The 19,119-nt window shown below is 67.4% G+C and carries 17 protein-coding genes; 8 read left to right on the top strand and 9 right to left on the bottom strand.

Annotated elements, in window-relative coordinates; translation table 11 throughout:
• Nucleotides 1-60: 60 nt before the first annotated feature.
• From EDF57_RS16575 to EDF57_RS16555, 5 genes are all read left to right on the top strand, one after another.
• Nucleotides 61-1,881, top strand: coding sequence for a TonB-dependent receptor (locus EDF57_RS16575; RefSeq protein ID WP_134095072.1), 1,821 nt, complete (start codon nt 61-63; stop codon nt 1,879-1,881).
• Nucleotides 1,878-2,945 (top strand): ABC transporter substrate-binding protein, encoded by a 1,068-nt coding sequence (locus EDF57_RS16570; RefSeq protein WP_134095071.1) that lies wholly within the window; start codon nt 1,878-1,880, stop codon nt 2,943-2,945. The genes EDF57_RS16575 and EDF57_RS16570 overlap by 4 nt, the downstream gene beginning before the upstream one ends.
• Nucleotides 2,942-3,910, top strand: a complete 969-nt coding sequence (locus EDF57_RS16565; protein ID WP_132261879.1) for an iron ABC transporter permease — start codon at nt 2,942-2,944, stop codon at nt 3,908-3,910. The genes EDF57_RS16570 and EDF57_RS16565 overlap by 4 nt, the downstream gene beginning before the upstream one ends.
• Nucleotides 3,907-4,686 (top strand): ABC transporter ATP-binding protein, encoded by a 780-nt coding sequence (locus EDF57_RS16560; RefSeq protein WP_132261881.1) that lies wholly within the window; start codon nt 3,907-3,909, stop codon nt 4,684-4,686. Before EDF57_RS16565 ends, EDF57_RS16560 begins: the two co-directional genes overlap by 4 nt.
• A gap of 234 nt (nt 4,687-4,920) precedes the next feature.
• Complete coding sequence (locus EDF57_RS16555) at nt 4,921-5,130, top strand: hypothetical protein (protein WP_132261883.1); 210 nt, start codon at nt 4,921-4,923, stop codon at nt 5,128-5,130.
• Between the two features lie 132 nt (nt 5,131-5,262).
• On the opposite strand, the gene EDF57_RS16550 is transcribed toward EDF57_RS16555, so the two are convergent.
• The 3 genes from EDF57_RS16550 to EDF57_RS16545 all read right to left on the bottom strand — a co-directional run bounded on the left by EDF57_RS16550 (nt 5,263) and on the right by EDF57_RS16545 (nt 8,432).
• Nucleotides 5,263-7,446 (bottom strand): M3 family metallopeptidase, encoded by a 2,184-nt coding sequence (locus EDF57_RS16550; protein ID WP_134095070.1) that lies wholly within the window; start codon nt 7,444-7,446, stop codon nt 5,263-5,265.
• A gap of 290 nt (nt 7,447-7,736) precedes the next feature.
• The gene (locus tag EDF57_RS25545) at nt 7,737-7,895 is read right to left on the bottom strand and encodes a hypothetical protein (RefSeq protein WP_165921306.1); all 159 of its coding nucleotides are present in this window, start codon (nt 7,893-7,895) and stop codon (nt 7,737-7,739) included.
• 111 nt (nt 7,896-8,006) lie between these two features.
• Nucleotides 8,007-8,432 (bottom strand): Rrf2 family transcriptional regulator, encoded by a 426-nt coding sequence (locus tag EDF57_RS16545; RefSeq protein ID WP_134095069.1) that lies wholly within the window; start codon nt 8,430-8,432, stop codon nt 8,007-8,009.
• Between the two features lie 95 nt (nt 8,433-8,527).
• On the opposite strand from EDF57_RS16545, the gene EDF57_RS16540 reads away from it, so the two are divergent.
• Nucleotides 8,528-8,977, top strand: coding sequence for a globin domain-containing protein (locus EDF57_RS16540; RefSeq protein ID WP_134095068.1), 450 nt, complete (start codon nt 8,528-8,530; stop codon nt 8,975-8,977).
• A gap of 42 nt (nt 8,978-9,019) precedes the next feature.
• Here EDF57_RS16540 and EDF57_RS16535 read toward each other — a convergent pair whose 3' ends face one another.
• Complete coding sequence (locus EDF57_RS16535) at nt 9,020-9,604, bottom strand: septal ring lytic transglycosylase RlpA family protein (RefSeq protein ID WP_132261890.1); 585 nt, start codon at nt 9,602-9,604, stop codon at nt 9,020-9,022.
• A 119-nt stretch (nt 9,605-9,723) separates the two neighbouring features.
• Between EDF57_RS16535 and EDF57_RS16530 the strand changes: the two genes are divergently transcribed.
• Nucleotides 9,724-11,286 (top strand): AarF/UbiB family protein, encoded by a 1,563-nt coding sequence (locus tag EDF57_RS16530; protein ID WP_134095067.1) that lies wholly within the window; start codon nt 9,724-9,726, stop codon nt 11,284-11,286.
• A gap of 1 nt (nt 11,287) precedes the next feature.
• Here EDF57_RS16530 and EDF57_RS16525 read toward each other — a convergent pair whose 3' ends face one another.
• The 5 genes from EDF57_RS16525 to EDF57_RS16505 all read right to left on the bottom strand — a co-directional run bounded on the left by EDF57_RS16525 (nt 11,288) and on the right by EDF57_RS16505 (nt 15,465).
• Entirely contained in the window at nt 11,288-12,949 is a 1,662-nt protein-coding gene (locus EDF57_RS16525; protein ID WP_134095066.1) for a M28 family metallopeptidase, read from the bottom strand.
• Nucleotides 12,950-12,996: 47 nt separating this feature from the next.
• Complete coding sequence (locus tag EDF57_RS16520) at nt 12,997-13,464, bottom strand: SRPBCC family protein (RefSeq protein ID WP_134095065.1); 468 nt, start codon at nt 13,462-13,464, stop codon at nt 12,997-12,999.
• Between the two features lie 67 nt (nt 13,465-13,531).
• Complete coding sequence (locus EDF57_RS16515) at nt 13,532-14,188, bottom strand: TRIC cation channel family protein (RefSeq protein WP_134095064.1); 657 nt, start codon at nt 14,186-14,188, stop codon at nt 13,532-13,534.
• A gap of 217 nt (nt 14,189-14,405) precedes the next feature.
• Nucleotides 14,406-14,867, bottom strand: a complete 462-nt coding sequence (locus EDF57_RS16510; RefSeq protein WP_134095063.1) for a hypothetical protein — start codon at nt 14,865-14,867, stop codon at nt 14,406-14,408.
• Between the two features lie 196 nt (nt 14,868-15,063).
• The gene (locus EDF57_RS16505) at nt 15,064-15,465 is read right to left on the bottom strand and encodes a UrcA family protein (protein WP_166675299.1); all 402 of its coding nucleotides are present in this window, start codon (nt 15,463-15,465) and stop codon (nt 15,064-15,066) included.
• A 499-nt stretch (nt 15,466-15,964) separates the two neighbouring features.
• Between EDF57_RS16505 and uvrA the strand changes: the two genes are divergently transcribed.
• The gene (gene uvrA, locus EDF57_RS16500; RefSeq protein ID WP_134095061.1) at nt 15,965-18,874 is read left to right on the top strand and encodes an excinuclease ABC subunit UvrA; all 2,910 of its coding nucleotides are present in this window, start codon (nt 15,965-15,967) and stop codon (nt 18,872-18,874) included.
• Nucleotides 18,875-19,119: the final 245 nt, after the last annotated feature.

Here is a 19,119-nt window from a genome sequence, read left to right as displayed (position 1 = left end):
TGAGGAAAAGCGCGCGTCTCCGCCATGGACGGCAAAGTCGTTCAGGTTGGAGGAATACGCGTGAAGTACCTGTTTCTGCTGGGGACGGCCCTTGCCGTCTCGACCCCCGCTTTCGCGGATGAAGCCGCAATCGATAGTATCGTCGTCACCGCGACGCGCACCGAAACCCCCACCAGCGAGATCGGCCAGTCCGTCTCGGTCATCACCCGCGAGGATATCGAGCGCACCCAGGCGGTCACCGCGACCGACATCCTGGCCCGCCTGCCGGGTGTGACTTTTGCCCAGTCGGGCGGTTTCGGCCAGCCGGCCAGCGTGTTCATCCGCGGCGCCGAGAACGCGCAGAGCCTCGTGCTGATCGACGGCGTGCGCATCAACGATCCCGGCGACGTGGGCGGCGGCTTCGACTTCGGCAGCCTGACCGTCGGCCAGTTCGACCGCATCGAAGTGGTGCGCGGATCGTCCGGCGTGCTCTGGGGCAGCCGCGCGATCGGCGGCGTCATCAACCTCATCACCGCGCGCCCGACCGAGCAGTGGACCGCGCGCGGCCAAGCCGAATACGGCTGGCGCGACCAGAAGCAGCTCGGCGCCTCGGCGGCGGGCAAGGTCGGTCCGGTGGGCCTGACGCTGGGCGGCAACTGGCTCAAGGGCGACGGCTACTCCGCTTTCGACGAGCGCCTCGGCGGCCAGGAGAAGGACGGCTTCGAGAGCAAGAGCGCCAACGCCCGCGCCGAAGTGGAGCTGGTGAGCGGTCTTACCGCCGATGCCGGGACGTACTGGACCAAGGCCAATTACGATTACGACAACACCGGCGCCGATGCCCTGAACGTGGGCATGAAGCGCGACACCGTGGGCTATGCCAACTTGCGCTACAAGGAGCTGGACGGCCGCCTCAGCGCGCGCCTGGGCTATGGCCTCACCGATACGCGCCGCATCTCGGACGATGCCGTCTTCGGTCCCTATACCACCAATGGCCGCGCCGACCGTTTCGAGGGTCAGGTCTCCTACACCCCCATCGACATGGCCAGCATTCTCGTCGGTGCCGAGACGGAGAAGCAGAAGTTCTCCGACAATTACGGCTCGAAGGATTCGACCTCGATCGACAGCTACTTCGGCATGCTGACCCTGCGCCCCGTCACCGGGCTGACGCTGAACGGCGGCCTGCGCTATGACGACAATTCGGACTTCGGCCACAAGACCACCTTCTCGGCCAACGGTGCCTGGGTGATCGGCGGCAGCGAGGAAGCGCCGATCCTGCGCGCCAGCTACGGAGAGGGCTTCAAGGCGCCGTCGCTCTACCAGCTCTATTCCAATTCCGGCTTCCGCGCGCTCGATCCCGAGACGTCGAAGTCGTGGGATGTCGGCGTGGAACAGCCCTTTGCGCAAGGCCACGGCACGTTCTCGGTCACTTACTTCGACCGCAAGACGAAGAACCTGATCGACTACGACCTGACCGCGTTCAACTACTACAACGTCGGCCGCGCGCGGGCGAAGGGCGTGGAACTGGGCATGCAGGTGAGCGACTGGGAAGGCTTCGACATGAGCCTTTCGGCCACTTACCTCGACGCTACCAACGAGGTGACCGGCACGCGTCTCGCTCGCCGTCCCAAGACGAACCTCTATGCCAGCCTGGACAAGCACTGGTCGGACGGCTTCCGCCTCGGTGCGGACCTGCGCGTGGGCGGCGGTCGCTATGACGACATCGCCAATACCTACTACCTCGGCGGCAATATCGTCGTCGGCCTGCGCGGCGCCTTCGACGTGACGCAGAACATCCAGGTCTACGGCCGTGTCGAGAACCTGTTCGACGAGCACTACGAAGTGGTGCGGACATATGGCACCCCGGGCCGCGCGGCTTATGCCGGGGTGCGGGTGAAGATGTGATCCTGTCGTCTGCCCTGACGACATCGGTTGGACGGGGCAGGCGCAAGGCCCGCCGGTTCCTTGTCGTGCTGGCTCTGGCCGGCTCGGCGGCGCTGGCGGGCTGCGGGGGCGGTGACACCACCGAGGCCGCCCCCGCGGTACCGGGCCACGGCGAAAGCGGGGCGGAGCGCCCCACCATCGTCTCGCTCAACCCCTGCACGGACGCCATCCTGGCCGAAGTGACGGATCCGGGGCAGTTGCTGGCGATCTCCAGCTATAGCCAGGATCCCGAGAGCAGTTCGATGCCGATCGCCCGCGCGCGCCGGTACCGGGCGATCTCGGGGACGGTGGAGGAAGTGGCGACGATCCATCCCAGGGTGGTCGTCGCCAGCGCGTTCCTCGACCCCGCGAGCGAGGCGGCATTCCGGCGCCTCGGCTACCGGCTGGTGAAGATGCCCATCGCGTCGGACCTGGGGGCCGCGCGCGAACAGGTCCGCACGCTGGCACGGCTGGCGGGTCATGCCGCGCTGGGCGAAAGGCTGGTGGCCCGCATCGACGCCGCCGTGCGCCGCGATGCGCCGCCGCCGGGCTCAGCGCTTCTTCCGGCAATAGTGTGGGAATCCGGTGGACTGGTGGCGGGCGACCAGACCCTGATCGTTGACATGATGAAGCACACCGGCTTTACGAATATTGCCGGCGCGCGGGGCCTTTCCCAGGCCGATTACCTGCCTCTGGAGCACGTGCTGGCGGACCCTCCGCGCGTGGTCTTCGCGGTGGGCGATCCGCTCGCCGAGGAGGACCGAATGTTGCATCATCCGGCGCTCTCCGCGCTGACCAGTACCCGGCGTTTCCTGCTCAGCCGCTCCATTCTCTGGTGCGGCGGGGCGACCATCCCGCGTGCGCTGGACGAACTGGCCGCCGCGCGCCGCGCGCTTGCGGAAACGGAGATGACGCCGGCCCACGGGGCACGCGCCGCAACAGGCCCCGCGACAGGCCCCGCGACAGGCCCCGCGACAGGCACCGCAACAGGCACCGCATCGGCCCCCGCAAAAGCCACCGGGCGGATCGTTTCCGCAAGACCATGAACCTGCGTTTCGTCCTGCTGCTGGTCCTCGCGCTCGTCGTCGCGGTGCCGCTGTCCCTGCTGGCCGGGCGGGTGTGGATCAATCCCTTCGCCCCGGAACTGCACAGCGCCTCGGTCATCCTGCTTCAGCTTCGCCTGCCGCGCGCGGTCCTGGCGCTGGTGCTGGGCGCCGGGCTGGGCGCGGCGGGTGCGGCCATGCAGGGGTATTTGCGCAACCCCCTGGCGGATCCCGGCCTGTTCGGCATCGCGCCCGGCGCGGCGCTGGGTGCCGTGCTGAGTTTCTGGACCGGCTATGCTTCGGCGCCGTGGATGCTGCCGCTCTTCGCGCTGATCGGCGCGGGCGGCGCCATGGCACTGCTGGCGCTGATCGCGGGACGCGGCGGCGGCGTGGCGCTGTTCACCCTGGCCGGCCTCATGGTCTCCAGTCTCGCCGGCGCGCTGATGAGCCTGGCGATCAGCCTGACGCCGTCGCCTTTCGCCATGAGCGAGATCGTCACCTGGATGATGGGCTCGCTGGCCGACCGCTCCTGGCGCGAGGTCTGGATCGCCACGCCGCTGACGCTGGCCGGGATCGGCGTCATCCTGGCGGCGGGACGCGATCTCGACGCGATGACCCTGGGCGAAATGGCCGCGCGCTCGCTGGGCGTGGAGCCGCTGCGGCTCCAGGCCCTGCTGATCCTGGGCGTGGGCCTCGTCGTCGGTTCGGGGGTGGCGGTAGCCGGCATCATCGGCTTCGTCGGCCTGATGGTGCCGCACCTCGTGCGCCCGATGACCGACCGCAAACCCTCGTCGCTGATCGTGCCTTCGGCGCTGGCGGGGGCGCTGCTGCTGCTGGTGGCGGACTGCATCTGCCGGATCATGCCGCTGTCCGGCGGCGAACTGCGGCTGGGCATCGCGCTCAGCCTGCTGGGCGCGCCGTTCTTCCTGCGCCTGCTGCTGAAGATGCGCCGGGGCATGGTGGCATGAGCTTCGGCGCCGACAACGTCACGGTCGCCGGGCGGCTCGACGGGGTATCCCTCAATTGCCGCCGCGGCATGATCACGGCGATCTGCGGGCCCAACGGTGCGGGCAAATCGACGCTGCTTTCGGTGATCGCCGGATTGCTCAAGCCCGATGCGGGCAGGGCGGTCATGGGCGGCCGGGCGCTGGCGGCGGTCTCGCTGGCCCAGCGCGCGCAGTGGATCGGCTATCTGCCCCAGACGCCGGAAGTGGCCTGGGACGTCTCGGTGGAAGTGCTGATCTCGCTCGGCCGCCTGCCCTGGCGCGGTGCGCCCGCCGCCGAAACGCAGGACGCCATCGAGGACGCCATCGCCGCCATGGACCTTCAGGAACTGCGCCACCGCCCGGTCTCGACCCTGTCCGGCGGCGAACGCGCGCGGGCGCTGATGGCCCGCGTCCTGGCGACCCAGCCCGGCTGGCTGCTGGCGGACGAGCCTTTCGCGAACCTCGACCTGGCCCATGGTGCGGCGCTGATGCACCGCTTTCGCCAGCAGGCGCGGGCGGGGCGCGGCGTCGTCCTGGTGCTGCACGACCTGGCGACGGCGATGAACCATGCGGACCAGGTGCTGGTGCTGGCGAAAGGCCGGGTGGAGGCGGAAGGCCCGCCGGAAATGGCCCTCTCGCGCGAGGTCATCACCCGCGTGTGGAACTGCCCCGCGCACTGGCTGGGCGATCCCGGCGAACGCGCCCTCTCGATCGGCGCCCCGGCGCCGCTCGCCGTGGATTTCCGGCAGCAGTTCTAGCGCGAGGGAATGCGGCTGCGGGTTGTAATTGCATTTTCCGCAAATATCGTCTATCACCGTCCACGCTGACGTCGCGTGCGACGGACCATCGGGCAGCCATTGCTCCCCCCTTGTCCCTTACGAGCCTCATGACGCCGGAATGCGCCGAGACGTGCATGCCGCGATGCGCCGGACGAGAACGTCCAGAGCGCTTTTCCTGCCCTTGGGGGCCTACGGCTAAACGGGATTCATTCCATGACCGATCCGAGCACTCGTCCTTTCCTCATCACCAAGGATGAGGATGGGGCCTTCCGCCTTACCGTGAGAACGACGAGGTACAATTCGCGCGGCTATCCGCTGGTGACGGCCACGCTTCAGGACGGCGCGTTCAAGACGGCCAACGCCGCGCGGGCCTTCGCGCGCGAGAACTTCAATGCCCAGCCCGGCGAATACGCCACGAAGTAAGGCGCGGCCGGCCGAGCCTGTGCCGCCGGGCGCGGCTCACCGTGCTCCATGCAAGACCGCCGCCCCGTTTCCGGAGCGGCGGCTTCGTTCGGGCAGGGCCGGCGCGTCGAGCGCCTGCCCGGGACCCGATCCTTACTGAGCCTTCGGCGCCAGGCCGCGGGCTTCCAGCATCGGTTCGACTTCGGGGTCATGCCCGGTGAAGTCGCGGTAGAGCTGCGCGAAGTCCTTCGTGTGGCCCTGGCCGAGGAAGGTCTTGCGGATGTGGTCGCCATTGGCGCGCGTCATGCCGCCGTGCTTCTCCACCCAGTCCCAACCGTCGTGAGCGAGCATCTCGGTCCAGATGTACGAGTAATAGCCCGCAGCATAGCCGTTGTCCCAGATATGGCGGAAGTACGGCGTCTTGTAGCGCGGCGGGATCAGGTCGGTGTTGAGCCCGGTGGCGGCCAGTGCCTTGGCTTCGAAGGCCATCGGCGGCTGCGCGGCTTCTTCCGGCGAGAGCTGGTGCCACTGGATGTCGAGCATCGCTGCCGACAGCGTCTCGCCCAGGCCGAGGCCCTGGTTGAAGGTGTGCGCGGCCTTGATCTTGGCGATCAGGTCGGCCGGGATCGTCGCGCCGGTCTGGTAGTGCTTGGCGTAGTGGTTGAGCACGGCCGGAATGGTCGCGAAGTTTTCGTTGAACTGGCTGGGGAACTCCACGAAGTCGCGCGCGGTGTTCGTGCCCGAGAGCGAGGGATACTTCTGGCTGGCGAAGAAGCCGTGAAGCGCGTGACCGAATTCGTGGAACATGGTTTCCACATCGTCGAAGCTGGCGAGCGCGGGCTGGCCGTCGGCGGGCGGGGCGATGTTCAGGGTGTTGCTGACGACGGGCTTTTCACCGAGCAGGTATGATTGCTCGACGAAGTTGCTCATCCAGGCGCCGCCCTTCTTGTTGGAGCGGGCGAAGGGATCGTAATAGAAGATCGCCAGCTGCTTGCCGTCGGCATCGAACACTTCGTAGGCGCGCATGGTCGGGTGGTAGACCGGCAGGTCGGTGCGGCGCTTGAAGGTCAGGCCGTAAGTCTGGTTGGCGGCATAGAACACGCCGTCTTCCAGCGTGCGCCAGACTTCGAAGTAGGGCTTGATCTGGCTTTCGTCGAGTTCGTACTTCGCCTTGCGGACCTTCTCGGCGTAGTAAGACCAGTCCCACGGTGCCAGCGTGGCGTTCTGGCCGCCGGCCTTGGTGCCCTCTGCCTTCATGGCGGCTTCGAGCATGGCGGCTTCGCGGTCCTGCGTGGCGCGCAGCGCGGGGACGAAGCCCTTCATGAACTCCATCGCCTTGGCGGGCGTCTTCACCATGCGGTCGTACATCTGGTACGTCGCGAAGTCGGGCGCGCCCAGCAGTTTGGCCTTCTTCGCGCGCAGGGTCGCCATCTGGGTGACCATGGCGGTCGTGTCGTATTCGTCGCCGCCCGAGGTGCGGTTGATGCTCGCGTCCCAGAGCTTCTTGCGGCTGTCGCGGTTGGTGAGGCTGGCGAGCGCGGCCTGCTGGGTGGTGTTGCCCAGCGCCAGCATGAACTTGCCCGCATTGCCCTTTTCGGCGGCGAGCTTGCCGGCGGCGGCGATTTCGGCCTGCGAAAGGCCGTCCAGCTGCGCGGCCGTGTCGAAGATCGGCGCCTTGGCGGCCGTGGCCGTGGTCAGCTTCTGCGAGAAGGCGGTTTCCAGCTTGGCGATTTCGAGGTTCATCGCCTTCAGCTCGACCTTCTGCGCGGCCGAGAGCAGGGCGCCGCGGTGGACGAACTTGTCGTAAGTGGTCGCCAGCAGCATGGCGTCCTCGCCGGTCAGGGCCTTTCCTGAGGCGCTGTCATGCACGGCCTTGACGCGGGCGAAGAGCGCATCGTCAAGGTAGATATCGTCGTTCAGCTCGGAAATCTGCGGGCTGACGGCCGTATCGATGGCATCCAGCGCATCGCTGGTATTGGCCGAGGTGAGCTGGCTGAACACGTTGTAGACGCGGTCGTACAGCGTGCCGGCGCGCTCCATCGAGACGATGGTGTTCTCGAAAGTCGGCTTGGCCTTGCTGCCGGCGATGGCCTTGATCTCGGCGCGCTTGGCGGCGATGCCGGCTTCGATGGCGGGCTGCCAGTCGCTGTCCTTGTACTGGGTGAAGTCCGGCGCGTGGAGCGGCAGGGCGCTGGGCTTGGCGAAGGGGCCGTTATAGGCGGGCGCCGTGGCGGCGCTCCTGGCGTCTGTCTTTGCGGCAGCCGTCACGGAAAATCCTCCAAGCAGGCCGGCGCCGAGCACGAGCGGGGCGGCGGCGGCCATGAGCCGGGTCTTCATCGGTCTTTTCTCCTGGCTTCGGCAACCCGAAAGATACAGCTCGAAAGATGCAGCCCGAAATAAGCAGGGAAGGCCTCCCTGCGGGGTCGCGGGCGGGTGCCGAAAAGTGGTCAACACACGGGGTTGAAGCGGAGAAAACCGAGGGGTGCAAGGGCTGGAGCGCAGGCAGGAACGCCATTGCGCAAATGACGCATGCGACGTTTATTCGCGGAAAGGAATACGCGCCGGAGCGCAATCAAGTTGCGCTCCGGCGCGCCGTCAGGTCGCTCCGACAGGGGGAATCGGTCCGGTCAGCTCGACCGGAAGCGACCTTTGGTCCACACCAACATGGGTTCGGTGCCTTCGTCGTGGTCGCGGCGATGTTCCTCGCGCTGGCGATCCAGGATCAAGGATCCCGTCTTCCGCGCGAACTGGCTGCGGCGAAACGGAATTTCGGCTCCGATATTCATTTCAGGCTCTCCTCTTTCGAGGAGCAACGCCGCTGCAGGGTGAAAAGTTCCCGAAGGAAGCGGGGTGTCGCACCGCCATGGCGTGGCGAGTGCTGCGAAGGCCGGGGCGCGTTAACCTGCCCGATCCGCCAGAAGGCCGAAAGGCAGCCGGGTCGCTGAAGCGGCATCCGCCAAAGTGTGGGCGTCGAGTTCGGCGAGGAAGGCCGCCATCGCCTGGCGCAGGATCGCCGTCAGCCCGCAGGCGCCCTGGAGCAGGCAGTTCCCGCAATCGGCGGGGCTCATGTTCGGCTCGGTGAGCCGGACCACTTCGCCCAGCGTGATCGCGTGCGCGGGACGGCCCAGGCGAAAACCGCCGTTTCGGCCGCGCACCGTTTCCAGCAGGCCGGCATTGCCCAGCAGGTTCACCACTTTCATCGCATGGTTGCGCGAGATCGCGTGGGCCTGCGCCACTTCGGCGATCGAGAACAGCCCCGCGGGATCGACCGCAGCGTGGAGCAGGATGCGCAAGGCGTAGTCGGTGTGCGCGGTAAGGCGCAAGGCGGGTCTCCGGAAAAATGATGCTCCTCATTTACATCTTTTTGGATCGGCGTATAGATGCATCCATTGTGCATCATTTAAGAGGACGAATCGAAATGGCCGCTCCGCTCAGCGAACAGACCGTCGCCACGATCAAGGCGACTGCACCCGCGCTTCAGCAGCACGGGGTGGAAATCACCACCCGCATGTACGAGCGGCTGTTCCGTAACGAGGAGGTCCGCGCCATGTTCGACCAGGCCGCGCAGGATTCCGGCGAGCAGCCGCGCCGCCTGGCCGCCGCGATCCTCGGCTATGCGCAGAACGTGGACAAGCTGCAGAACCTGACCGGAGCGGTCGCGCGCATGGTGCAGCGCCATGTCGATACCGGCGTGAAGGCGGAGCATTACCCGCCTGTGGCCGAAGCGCTGCTGCCCGCCATCCGCGACGTCCTGGGCGCGGCGGCGACCGACGAGGTGCTGGCGGCCTGGGGAGAGGCTTACTGGTTCCTGGCCGATATCCTGATCGGCAAGGAAACCGCGGCTTACGCGGAACTGGAAGAGGCCTGACCTTCAGGGGGGCAGGGCACCGGTTCCGCGAAGCATCCCGCTTCAGCGCGTGCCCACGCCCGTCTCGAACTGCGACTGGAGGTTTGCCAGCGCCGTGGGCGAGACCGGCGGCAGTTCCTTCGCCGCCTTGCCCTTGCGCAGGGCGGCACGGTCCTTTTCCGCCGGTTCCACCACACGCACGCGCACGGCGGCCTTGCCCTTGTTTCGCACCCCCAGCGCTTCGGCGGCGCCCCGCGAAAGGTCGATGACGCGGGCGCTTTCGCCGAAAGGGCCGCGGTCGTTGACGCGTACCAGGATGCGGCGGCCGGTATCGAGGGCGGTCACTTCGACATAGCTCGGAAGCGGCAGGGTGGTATGCGCGGCCGTGATCCAGTCCGGGCGGAAGCGCTCGCCATTGGCGGCGCGGTTACCGGATTCGCTGCCGTACCAGGTGGCATAGCCCAGCACGTCGTAGCCGGGCTGGGCGGCGGGCGTATAAGTATTTCCTCGGACCTTGTAGGGCGGGCCGATGCGCACCGGCGCGTCGCTGACCGGCCGGAACTTCGTGCCGCCGCCGCAGGCCGCCAGGGCCGCGGTGAGGACGATTGCGAATGCGGGCTTGAGCACCCCCGTTAAACTCTCGCTCATGCGGGCTTCCTAGCTTTCCCGGGGCGGCGCTGTCCATGCCTCCCGGCGTGAGGGCCAGTGAGATGGCGACGGAACTTCCGGGCCTTGAGGCTGGTTGTCTCCCGCTGAAGGAGTGACGCATGTTCAAGTCGATAGCCGTTGCCGCACGCGATCGGGGCCGCATGGCGGAAGTCTCGGCCGTGATCGCCCGCTTCGGGCTGGACTCGCTGGCGGTCCGGCTCGGGATCGGTGGCGACGGGAAAGAGGGCGATGATGCGCAGGAGAGCGCGGAACCGCGGGACTTGCCCACGCGCACCCGCAAGGCGCTGGAAGCGCTCGGCCCGACTTACGTGAAGCTCGGCCAGATCCTGGCGACGCGGCGCGACCTGCTGCCCGATCCTTGGATCGCCGCTTTCGAACAATTGCAGAGCGATGCGCCGCGCTTGCCCTTCGAGACGCTGCGCGGCGAAGTGGAAGCGGCGCTGGGCGGGCCGCCGGAGAGCGTCTTTGCCCGGTTCGACACCGAGCCGCTGGCCGCCGCCTCGATCGCGCAAGTGCACCGGGCGCGGCTGCACGACGGCACCGAAGTGGTGGTGAAGATCCGCCGCCCGGGCATTCGCGCGCGGATGGAGGCGGACTTGCGGCTCATGCGCCACCTCGGCGCGCTGGCCGAAGCGCGCAGCGCCGCCGTGCGCCGGATGAAGCCCGCGGCGATGATCGAGCAACTTGGCCGCGAGATCCTGGACGAACTCGATTTCACGGCCGAGGGGCGCAATGCCGACTTGCTGCGCGCCGACCTCGCTTCGCTGGAGCGGATCACCGTGCCGCGCATCCACTGGGAGTGGACGGGCGCGCAGGTGCTGGTGATGGACTATATCGAAGGCATCGCCCCGCGCGATCCGGCCGTGCTGAAGGCGGCGGGGATCGATCCCTCCCGCATCGCCGCGCTGGGGGCGGAACTGGTGCTGGAGATGGTGCTGGTCAACGGCCGCTTCCATGCCGATCCGCATCCGGGCAATCTGCTCTGCCTGCCGCCGCAAGTGCCCGGCGGTGACGGACTGGCGCTGCTGGACCTGGGCTCGGTCGGCTTCGTCAGCCCGCGGCGGCAGCACGAATTCCTGACGTTCATCCTGGCGCTGCGCAGCGGCGACCCCGGCGGCGTGGCGGACATGCTGGCCACCTGGTCGCAGGACGGCGAAGTCCCGCGCGAAAAGCTGCTGCGTGCCTCCGAACGGCTGGTGTCGCGGCACGGCACCGGGGCGCTCGTGCTCAATGCGATGGTGGCGGATTTCTTCCCGTTGCTGCGGCAGGAGGGGCTGGTGCTGCCGCCCGACCTGGTGCTGATCTTCAAGGCCATGGTGACGATGGACGGCGTGCTTTCCGGGATCGCGCCGGACTTCGACTTGTCCGAAGCGCTGGGCCGGATGCGCGGGCGGCTGGTCGCTTCGCGGCTGTCGCGTCTTGCCGCGCCGGACAAGCTGGAGACGGCGCTGCTCGAACTCTCGCGCGTGGCCGAGGAAGCCCCGCGCTTTCTGCGCGCGGCCACGGTCCGGATGGAGGCATCGTCACCGCCTGCACGGGAATCCGGCCGAGACTCCGGGCGAGAGGGGGGCACGGCCAGAGCGGTGAGCCGGGCCGGATGGCTGATCGGCGGCGCCGTGGTGATCCACGCCGCCGCCGACCTGCTCGTTCACTGGACCTGAATTATCGGCGGGCCGCTTCGGACTTGTCGCGCGCGGCCTTGAATTCCGAGCCGGCCTTCCACTGCGGCCACTTGTCGGAATTGGCGAGGTCCGTGCCGATCGTGCGGACGAGTTCGACGTCCTGCACGGCGCCTTCCATCTTCCACTCGGGCGACCAGGCGTCGCAGGCCTGGTGGTAGCACTGGCCGGTATAGGCATCGATCCAGGCCTGGCCCGCCTTGACGCCGCCCTGCTTGAGGTCGGAGGCCCCGGCAATGCCCATCATCAGCATGACCGGCACGCCGCGCTTCGCGAAGGAGAAATGGTCCGCGCGGTAGAACAGGCCGCGCTCCGGCAGGCCTTCCGGGGTGACGCGGCGGCCCTGGGCTGCGGCGACGCGGGCCATGTCGTCCTCCAGGGTATCCTGGCCCTTGCCGATCAGCGTCACGTCCTTGGCGGCGCCCGCCGTCTGGAGCACGTCGATGGTGAGGTTGGCGACGGTCTTCTCCATCGGGAAGACCGGGCTGGCGGCATAGAATTCCGAGCCGAGCAGACCGCGCTCCTCCGCCGTCCAGGCCGCGAAGACGACGCTGCGCTGCGGGGCGGGCTCGCTCTTCATGACGCGGGCGATGTCGAAGAGGGCGGCGATGCCGACGCCGTCGTCATTGGCGCCGGCACGGTAGATGCGGCCCTGCGCGTCGGGCGCGCCCTTGCCGTAGGCGTCCCAGTGGGCACCGAACATCACCACTTCGTCCTTGCGCGTGGTGCCGGGGATCTGGGCCAGCACGTTGTGGCTCATGACTTCTTCATGCGCGACGGGCACGTCCGCATCGAAGGTCACGCCTTTCAGCGGCACCGGCTTGAAGTCCGGGCGGCGCGCGGCGGCCGAGAGCTTGGCGAGGTCCAGCCCGGCGGAGCCGAACAGGCGGTTGGCCGCCTCGCCCGAGAGCCAGCCCTGCAGCGCCAGGCTGGTGAGCTTGTCGGGGCTCCGCACGATATCGTAGTTCTCGCCGCCGGGGCTGGTGACGACGTTCCAGCCATAGCCGGCGCCCTCCGTCTCGTGGACGATCAGCGCGCCGACCGCACCCTGCCTTGCGGCTTCCTCGAACTTGTAGGTCCAGCGGCCGTAGTAGGTCATCGTCCGGTCGCCGAACTTGCCGGCGGCGGGCTCGCCCTTCTTTGCGTGGAAGTCCGGATCGTTGATGAGGAAGACCACGACCTTGCCCTTGAGGTCCATGCCCTTGAAGTCGTCCCAGCCACGCTCCGGCGCGTTCACGCCGTAGCCGACGAAGACCACCGGCGCGCCCGCGATGCGCGCGGAGTCGTCGGGGCGGACGGTGGAGATGTAGATGTCCTTGGCGACGGTCACCGGCATGGCACCCTTCGGCCCGGAGAACGCCAGCGTCTTCGGCGCGGCAAGGCGGGTGTGGAGCAGCGGCACTTTCTGGACCCACTGTCCGTCAGGTCCGGCGGGCTGGAGGCCGATGTCCTGGAAGCGCGCGATCAGGTAGCCGATGGTCCTTTCCTCGCCCACCGTGCCGGGCGCGCGGCCCTCGAAAGTATCGGATGCGAGCGTCTTGACATCGGCGACGATCCGGTCGGCATCGATGGCCTCCCGGGCGATGGCGGGATGGGACACGGCAGCGAGCAGCGCGGTGGAGAGCGCGAGGAGAGGCTTGTTCATGTCCTGCGCTTTTAGGGCGCGGGACGGGAGAGGCAAGCGGCGCCGGGCTACTTGTAGAACCCCTCCCGCAGGCGGACGCCGTGTTCCAGCCAGGCCTTCATCGCCGCCAGCATGCCCGTCCAGCCTTCGCAATTTCCATAGGACGCCTTGAGCCCCTCCGGCGTTTCCGACCATCCTTCCTCGCTGATCTGCACGAGCGTGCGGCCATCCTCGAGCGGCTCGAAGGCCAGGGTGACGAGGGTGCGGTGCTCGCCCTCGGCATCGGCCAGAACGGCGGCCTCGTCCCCGCCCCAACGCAGGAGGATGTGGCGGGGCGGTTCGGCTTCGACGACATGGACCGGGAAGGCGCCGGGAAAGTCGTGGAAGTCCCAGGTGACGACGGCGCCTGTCTCCAGCCGCCCCCTGGCGCCGCCGGTGGTGAAGAACTCGGACAGAACGGCAGGATCGGCAACGGCCTCGAATACGTCCGCGACGGGCCTGGCGATCCGGCCCCGAACGGTGAACTTCGGTATCATGACTCGTCTCCCATGCAGCGCCTTTCCGGCGCATTCCGCCGGCTCGGCGGGGTCTTCCGGGCCTGTCCTAACGCAGATGCGGCAGGCGCCAGGCCTCCAGCAGCGCCGCCGCGCGCAATGAGAAGATGGCGATGCCGGCGACGATGCCGGCAGCGTCCCGGCGCAGGCCGAAGCGCTGGATCAGGACCACCATCAGCGTCGCGCCCGCCAGCACGGCCGTGGCGTAGAAGTCTTCATGCAGGACATGCGGGACCCGCGCAATCAGCACGTCGCGCAGGATGCCGCCGCCGCATCCGTTGATCGTGGCGATCACGACGACCGGCGCGCCGTCCAGGCCGTAGTCCAGGCACTTGCGGGTGCCGGCCACGGCGGCGAGCGCCAGGCCCACGCCCTCGAACATGTCGATGGCGAGCGGCGGGGTGACATTCGCCACCGGCCCCAGCATCACGGATGCCGCGATCACCCCCGCGGTCGCGGCCAGGGCAAGGGCGGCATAGCGCCAGTCGCGCAGCGGCGCCGGGGGATGTTCGCCCAGCAGGAGATCGCGGATCACGCCGCCGCCGACGGAACCGACGAATGCCAGCACCAGGATGCCGAAGAGGTCGAGATCGGCCTGCACCCCGGTCAGCGCGCATTCGGCCGCGAGCACGAAAGTGGCGGCGAGGTCGACGGCGGTCAGCATCCTGTCGCGGATGCGGGCGTTGGCGGGTGCCGCAGGCGTCACGGGCAGCGGCCGATCACAGGAAATCCGCAGCGTCTGTCGGCATCATGACTGCCCCCTGGGAGTGTGCGCCCGCCATGCCGTGCGCGGTCTTCTCACGGCAAGTCTAACACGGCTGGGCCATTGCTCAAGGAAGGGCGCTTAAGAAGGCGCGCTCAGGCAGGGGACGATGACGGCACGGCGACCGAAACGGTGTTTCGGCGCCGGTCCCTGGTATGTGTCAGCGCTCGCAGCGCGAATAGTCGCCCGCGCGGCAGGCCGAGACGTCGCGGCGCCACTGCGCCAGATCGGCCTCGTAGTCGCGGCGGGCCTGGGCATAAGCGCGCGAAGGGCTGGAAGAGGCCCGGCGTTCGTCCCGGCGCGCATAAGGCTCGCCGTCCTCGTCGCCGGCATAGTCGCCGCGTGCATATTGCCCGGTCGCCTCGTCGTCCTGCTCGTCCCCGCCGCCCTGGCGCGCACGATAGGCTTTCCAGCCGGAAGCGTATTGCGCATCGCGCTTGCGCACATAGTCTAGCTGGTCACGATTGAGCTTGCGGATGATCGCGGCGTCGCGGGCAATGTCCTCGGCGCTCATGCGGTCGTTGGGATCGTCGGCCCGCGCGGTACCCGAAAAGCCCGGCGCACAAAGCGCCAGCGTGCCCAGCGCCAGCAGGATACGCGTACCCGTCTTGCGGCCCCTCATTGTTCTCGTCTCCGTCCCTGGATGATCCAGGCGATCCCTGGCGAGGCGCGGGGCCGGAGGCAATTCGATATGCGACGAGCGGCAGGCGCGCACGATGAGGCGCGCGAGGCGTGCGCCGGATGGCGGCAAAAAGAAGCCGCCGACAGGAACTTTCCCGTCGGCGGCTTCCTCGGCGGAGTCCGAGACTAAGGTGTGCCTACTTCCCCCGGCGCGCCACGACGGCGAGGCTGGGGGTGGCTGCCGCCAGCTGGCCTGGGTTTTCGCGGGCGGCCATCCGCGTCGCCATCATTTCATCGCGGGCCGCAAAGGCTCGGTCGAGCGAGGCATCGCGGCAGTCGTGGACCGACGCCACTTCTTCAAGTTGATGGGTCAGCATCGGTCCGCAAACGGCGCGAACGGCAACTTCCAGCCGGGTATTGAGCGTATCGATACCCGCCTGGGTATCGAGGTTGAGGTCGCCGTAACGCACCTCACGATGCGGAACGTCGCGGAGCGAGCCGTCCTTGACGACCACGTCGGCAAGGGCCGGGGCGACAAGCCCCGAGGTCGCCACGAACAGCATGCCGATGGCGGCGAAAGCGGTGTGAATCCTGGTCATTGCATTCTCCTGTTGCTCAAGAGTGCAGATCTCCGCACGCAAGCCCCCACGGCCCGCGAAACGCGAACTGCAACGCGACCTCAATCGATGAGAAAAGTCGTTCCCAAACAACGGTAACGTCGCGGGGAGTGTGTCGACTCCATTGAACATGTATATACTTTAGTCTTGCCCCTTCGATCCCGCCTTGGCTTTTGAGCAATGTCTGGACATTTACTTGTATGTCTTGTTGACCATGCGGCAAAAGGTGAGTCGGTTATTATTACCGGGCAACTTCTCTATTACTCTTAACCTCGTCGTATTCAAGTCATCCATTGGGTCGGATCGTCGAACGGCATAGTTCGGCCGACGGATGACATCGCCGGCCGGGCGGCCGCCGCGATGCGCAGGGCAAACCGTTGCAATCCGGCAGCCGGTTCCCACATGAGGTCCCGTCCCTGCAGCAAAAGCTCTGGTCGCGGCTGCTTGCGCTTTGCGAACAAATCTGGAACACGTCACCTCCATGAGTCTCTCCCACATCACGGTGCGCGGTGCGCGCGAGCACAACCTCAAGGGCTTCGACATCGAGCTTCCGCGCGAGAAGCTGATCGTCATCACCGGGCTTTCCGGCTCGGGGAAATCCAGCCTCGCTTTCGACACGATCTATGCCGAGGGGCAGCGTCGCTATGTCGAGAGCCTCTCGGCTTATGCACGCCAGTTCCTGGAGATGATGCAGAAGCCGGATGTCGAGCATATCGACGGCCTCAGCCCCGCCATCTCGATCGAGCAGAAGACCACCAGCCGCAACCCGCGCTCCACCGTGGCGACGGTGACCGAGATCTGGGACTACATGCGCCTGCTCTGGGCGCGCGTGGGCATTCCCTATTCGCCCGCCACGGGCCTGCCGATCGAGGCGCAGACCGTCTCCAACATGGTAGACCGGGTGATGGAACTGCCCGAGGGCACCCGCGCCTACCTGCTCGCCCCCGTCGTGCGCGGCCGCAAGGGCGAGTACCGCAAGGAACTCGCCGAGTGGCAGAAGGCGGGCTACACCCGCGTGCGCATCGACGGCGAACTCTACGCCATCGAAGACGCCCCCGCGCTCGACAAGAAGTACAAGCACGACATCGAAGTCGTGGTGGACCGCATCGCCGTTAAGGACGGCATCCAGACCCGCCTTGCCGACAGCTTCGAACAGGCGCTCAAGCTGGCCGAGGGGCTGGCCTATATCGACCTTGCCGACGGTGTGGTGCCGGGCCGTGAGGACGAGGGGAAGGGCAGCAAGAAGACGCTCAAGGGCACCGGCCTGCCGCCCAACCGCATCGTCTTCTCCGAGAAGTTCGCCTGCCCGGTCAGCGGCTTCACGATCGAGGAGATCGAACCGCGCCTGTTCTCGTTCAACGCGCCGCAGGGTGCGTGCCCGGCCTGCGATGGCCTGGGTGAGAAGCTGCTGTTCGACCCGCAGCTGGTGGTGCCGAACGAGCATCTCAGCCTCAAGCAGGGCGCGATCGTGCCCTGGGCCAAGTCCAACCCGCCTTCGCCTTACTACATGCAGGTGCTCTCCAGCCTGGCCGCGCACTTCGGGTTCGACCTTACCACGCCGTGGGACGCGCTCTCGCCCGAGGTGAAGATCGTCATCCTCTACGGCACCGCGGGCAAGGCCGTGCCGCTCACCTTCAAGGACGGGCGCAAGGAATACACCGTCAACAAGCCGTTCGAAGGCGTGATCGGCAACCTTAACCGCCGCATGATCCAGACCGACAGCGCCTGGATGCGCGAGGAGCTGTCCAAGTTCCAGACCGCGCAGCCCTGCGAAACGTGCGAGGGCAAGCGCCTCAAGCCCGAGGCGCTCTCGGTGAAGATCGCCGGCAGCGACATCGCCGATGCCGCGCGCCTTTCCGTGTCGGACGGGTTCGCATGGTTCGGGGAGCTTGAGGGCAAACTCACCAGCCAGCAGCAGCAGATCGCCAAGGCCATCCTCAAGGAAATCAACGAGCGGCTGGGCTTCCTCAACAACGTCGGGCTCGATTACCTCAACCTCGACCGCACCAGCGGCACCCTCTCGGGCGGCGAGAGCCAGCGCATCCGCCTGGCCAGCCAGATCGGCTCGGGGCTGTCGGGCGTGCTCTACGTGCTCGATGAACCCTCGATCGGCCTCCACCAGCGCGACAACGACATGCTGCTGGAAACGCTGAAGCGCCTGCGCGACCTGGGCAATACCGTGATCGTCGTCGAGCATGACGAGGACGCCATCCGCACCGCCGACCATATCGTCGACCTCGGCCCCGGCGCCGGTGTCCACGGCGGCGAAGTCGTGGCCGAAGGCACGCTGAAGCAAGTGCTCAAGAGCAAGAACAGCCTCACCGCCGCCTACCTCAACGGCACCCGCAAGATCGAGGTGCCGACCGAGCGCCGCAAGGGCAACGGCAAGAAGATCGTGGTCGAGAACGCCCGCGCCAACAACCTGCGGGGCGTCACGGCGGCGTTCCCGCTCGGCACGTTCTGCTGCGTCACCGGCGTGTCCGGCTCGGGCAAAAGCTCGCTCACCATCGACACCCTGCAGGCCGGCGCCTCGCGCCAGCTCAACGGCGCGCGCGTGGTGGCAGGCGCGCACGACCGCATCACCGGCCTCGAAAACTGCGACAAGGTGATCGAGATCGACCAGTCCCCGATCGGCCGCACCCCGCGCTCCAACCCCGCCACGTATACCGGCGCCTTCACCCAGATCCGCGACTGGTTCGCGGGCCTGTCGGAATCCCAGGCGCGCGGCTACAAGGCCGGGCGCTTCAGCTTCAACGTCAAGGGCGGCCGCTGCGAGGCGTGCCAGGGCGACGGCCTGATCAAGATCGAGATGCACTTCCTGCCCGACGTCTACGTCACCTGCGAGGAATGCCACGGCAAGCGCTACAACCGCGAAACGCTGGAAGTGAAGTTCAAGGGCCACTCCATCGCCGACGTGCTCGACATGACGATCGAGGACGCGGAAGAGTTCTTCAAGGCCGTGCCCCCTATCCGCGACAAGATGCACATGCTGAACGAAGTCGGCCTCGGCTACGTCAAGGTGGGCCAGCAGGCCACCACGCTGTCGGGCGGCGAGGCGCAGCGCGTCAAGCTCGCCAAGGAACTCGCCCGCCGCTCCACCGGGCAGACGCTCTACATCCTCGACGAGCCCACCACCGGCCTCCATTTCGAGGACGTGCGCAAGCTCCTCGAAGTGCTCCACCGCCTGGTCGAGCAGGGCAATTCGGTCGTGGTGATCGAGCACAACCTCGACGTCATCAAGACCGCCGACTGGATCATCGACATGGGCCCCGAAGGCGGCGTCCGCGGCGGCCAGGTCATCGCCGAGGGCACGCCGGAGGATATCGTCAAAGTGAAGGCGTCCTTCACCGGGCACTATCTGAAGCCGCTGCTTTCCAGCTGGGCGAAGTAGAAGCGCTGTCTGTAGTTGCGCCGCCGTTAAATCCGTCGTCCCGGACTTGATCCGGGACCGCTGGCCTATTGGACAGAACTGTCAGGCAGGCCCGGCCCCTATTGCAACCCTGCGACAGCGGGACGCCGCTTCCTCATTTAAAGCACGCAGAGACGCAAAAGAGTGGTGCAGAAATGCCCCTCTGCGCCTCTGTGTGAAGACCTTGCAGATCGAGCGCGAGCCGCTCCCGCGTGAAACCTCGCCTC

The organism is Novosphingobium sp. PhB55 (assembly GCF_004368805.1).
Taxonomy (GTDB): domain Bacteria; phylum Pseudomonadota; class Alphaproteobacteria; order Sphingomonadales; family Sphingomonadaceae; genus Novosphingobium.
This window is presented reverse-complemented; position numbering and strand designations above follow the sequence as displayed.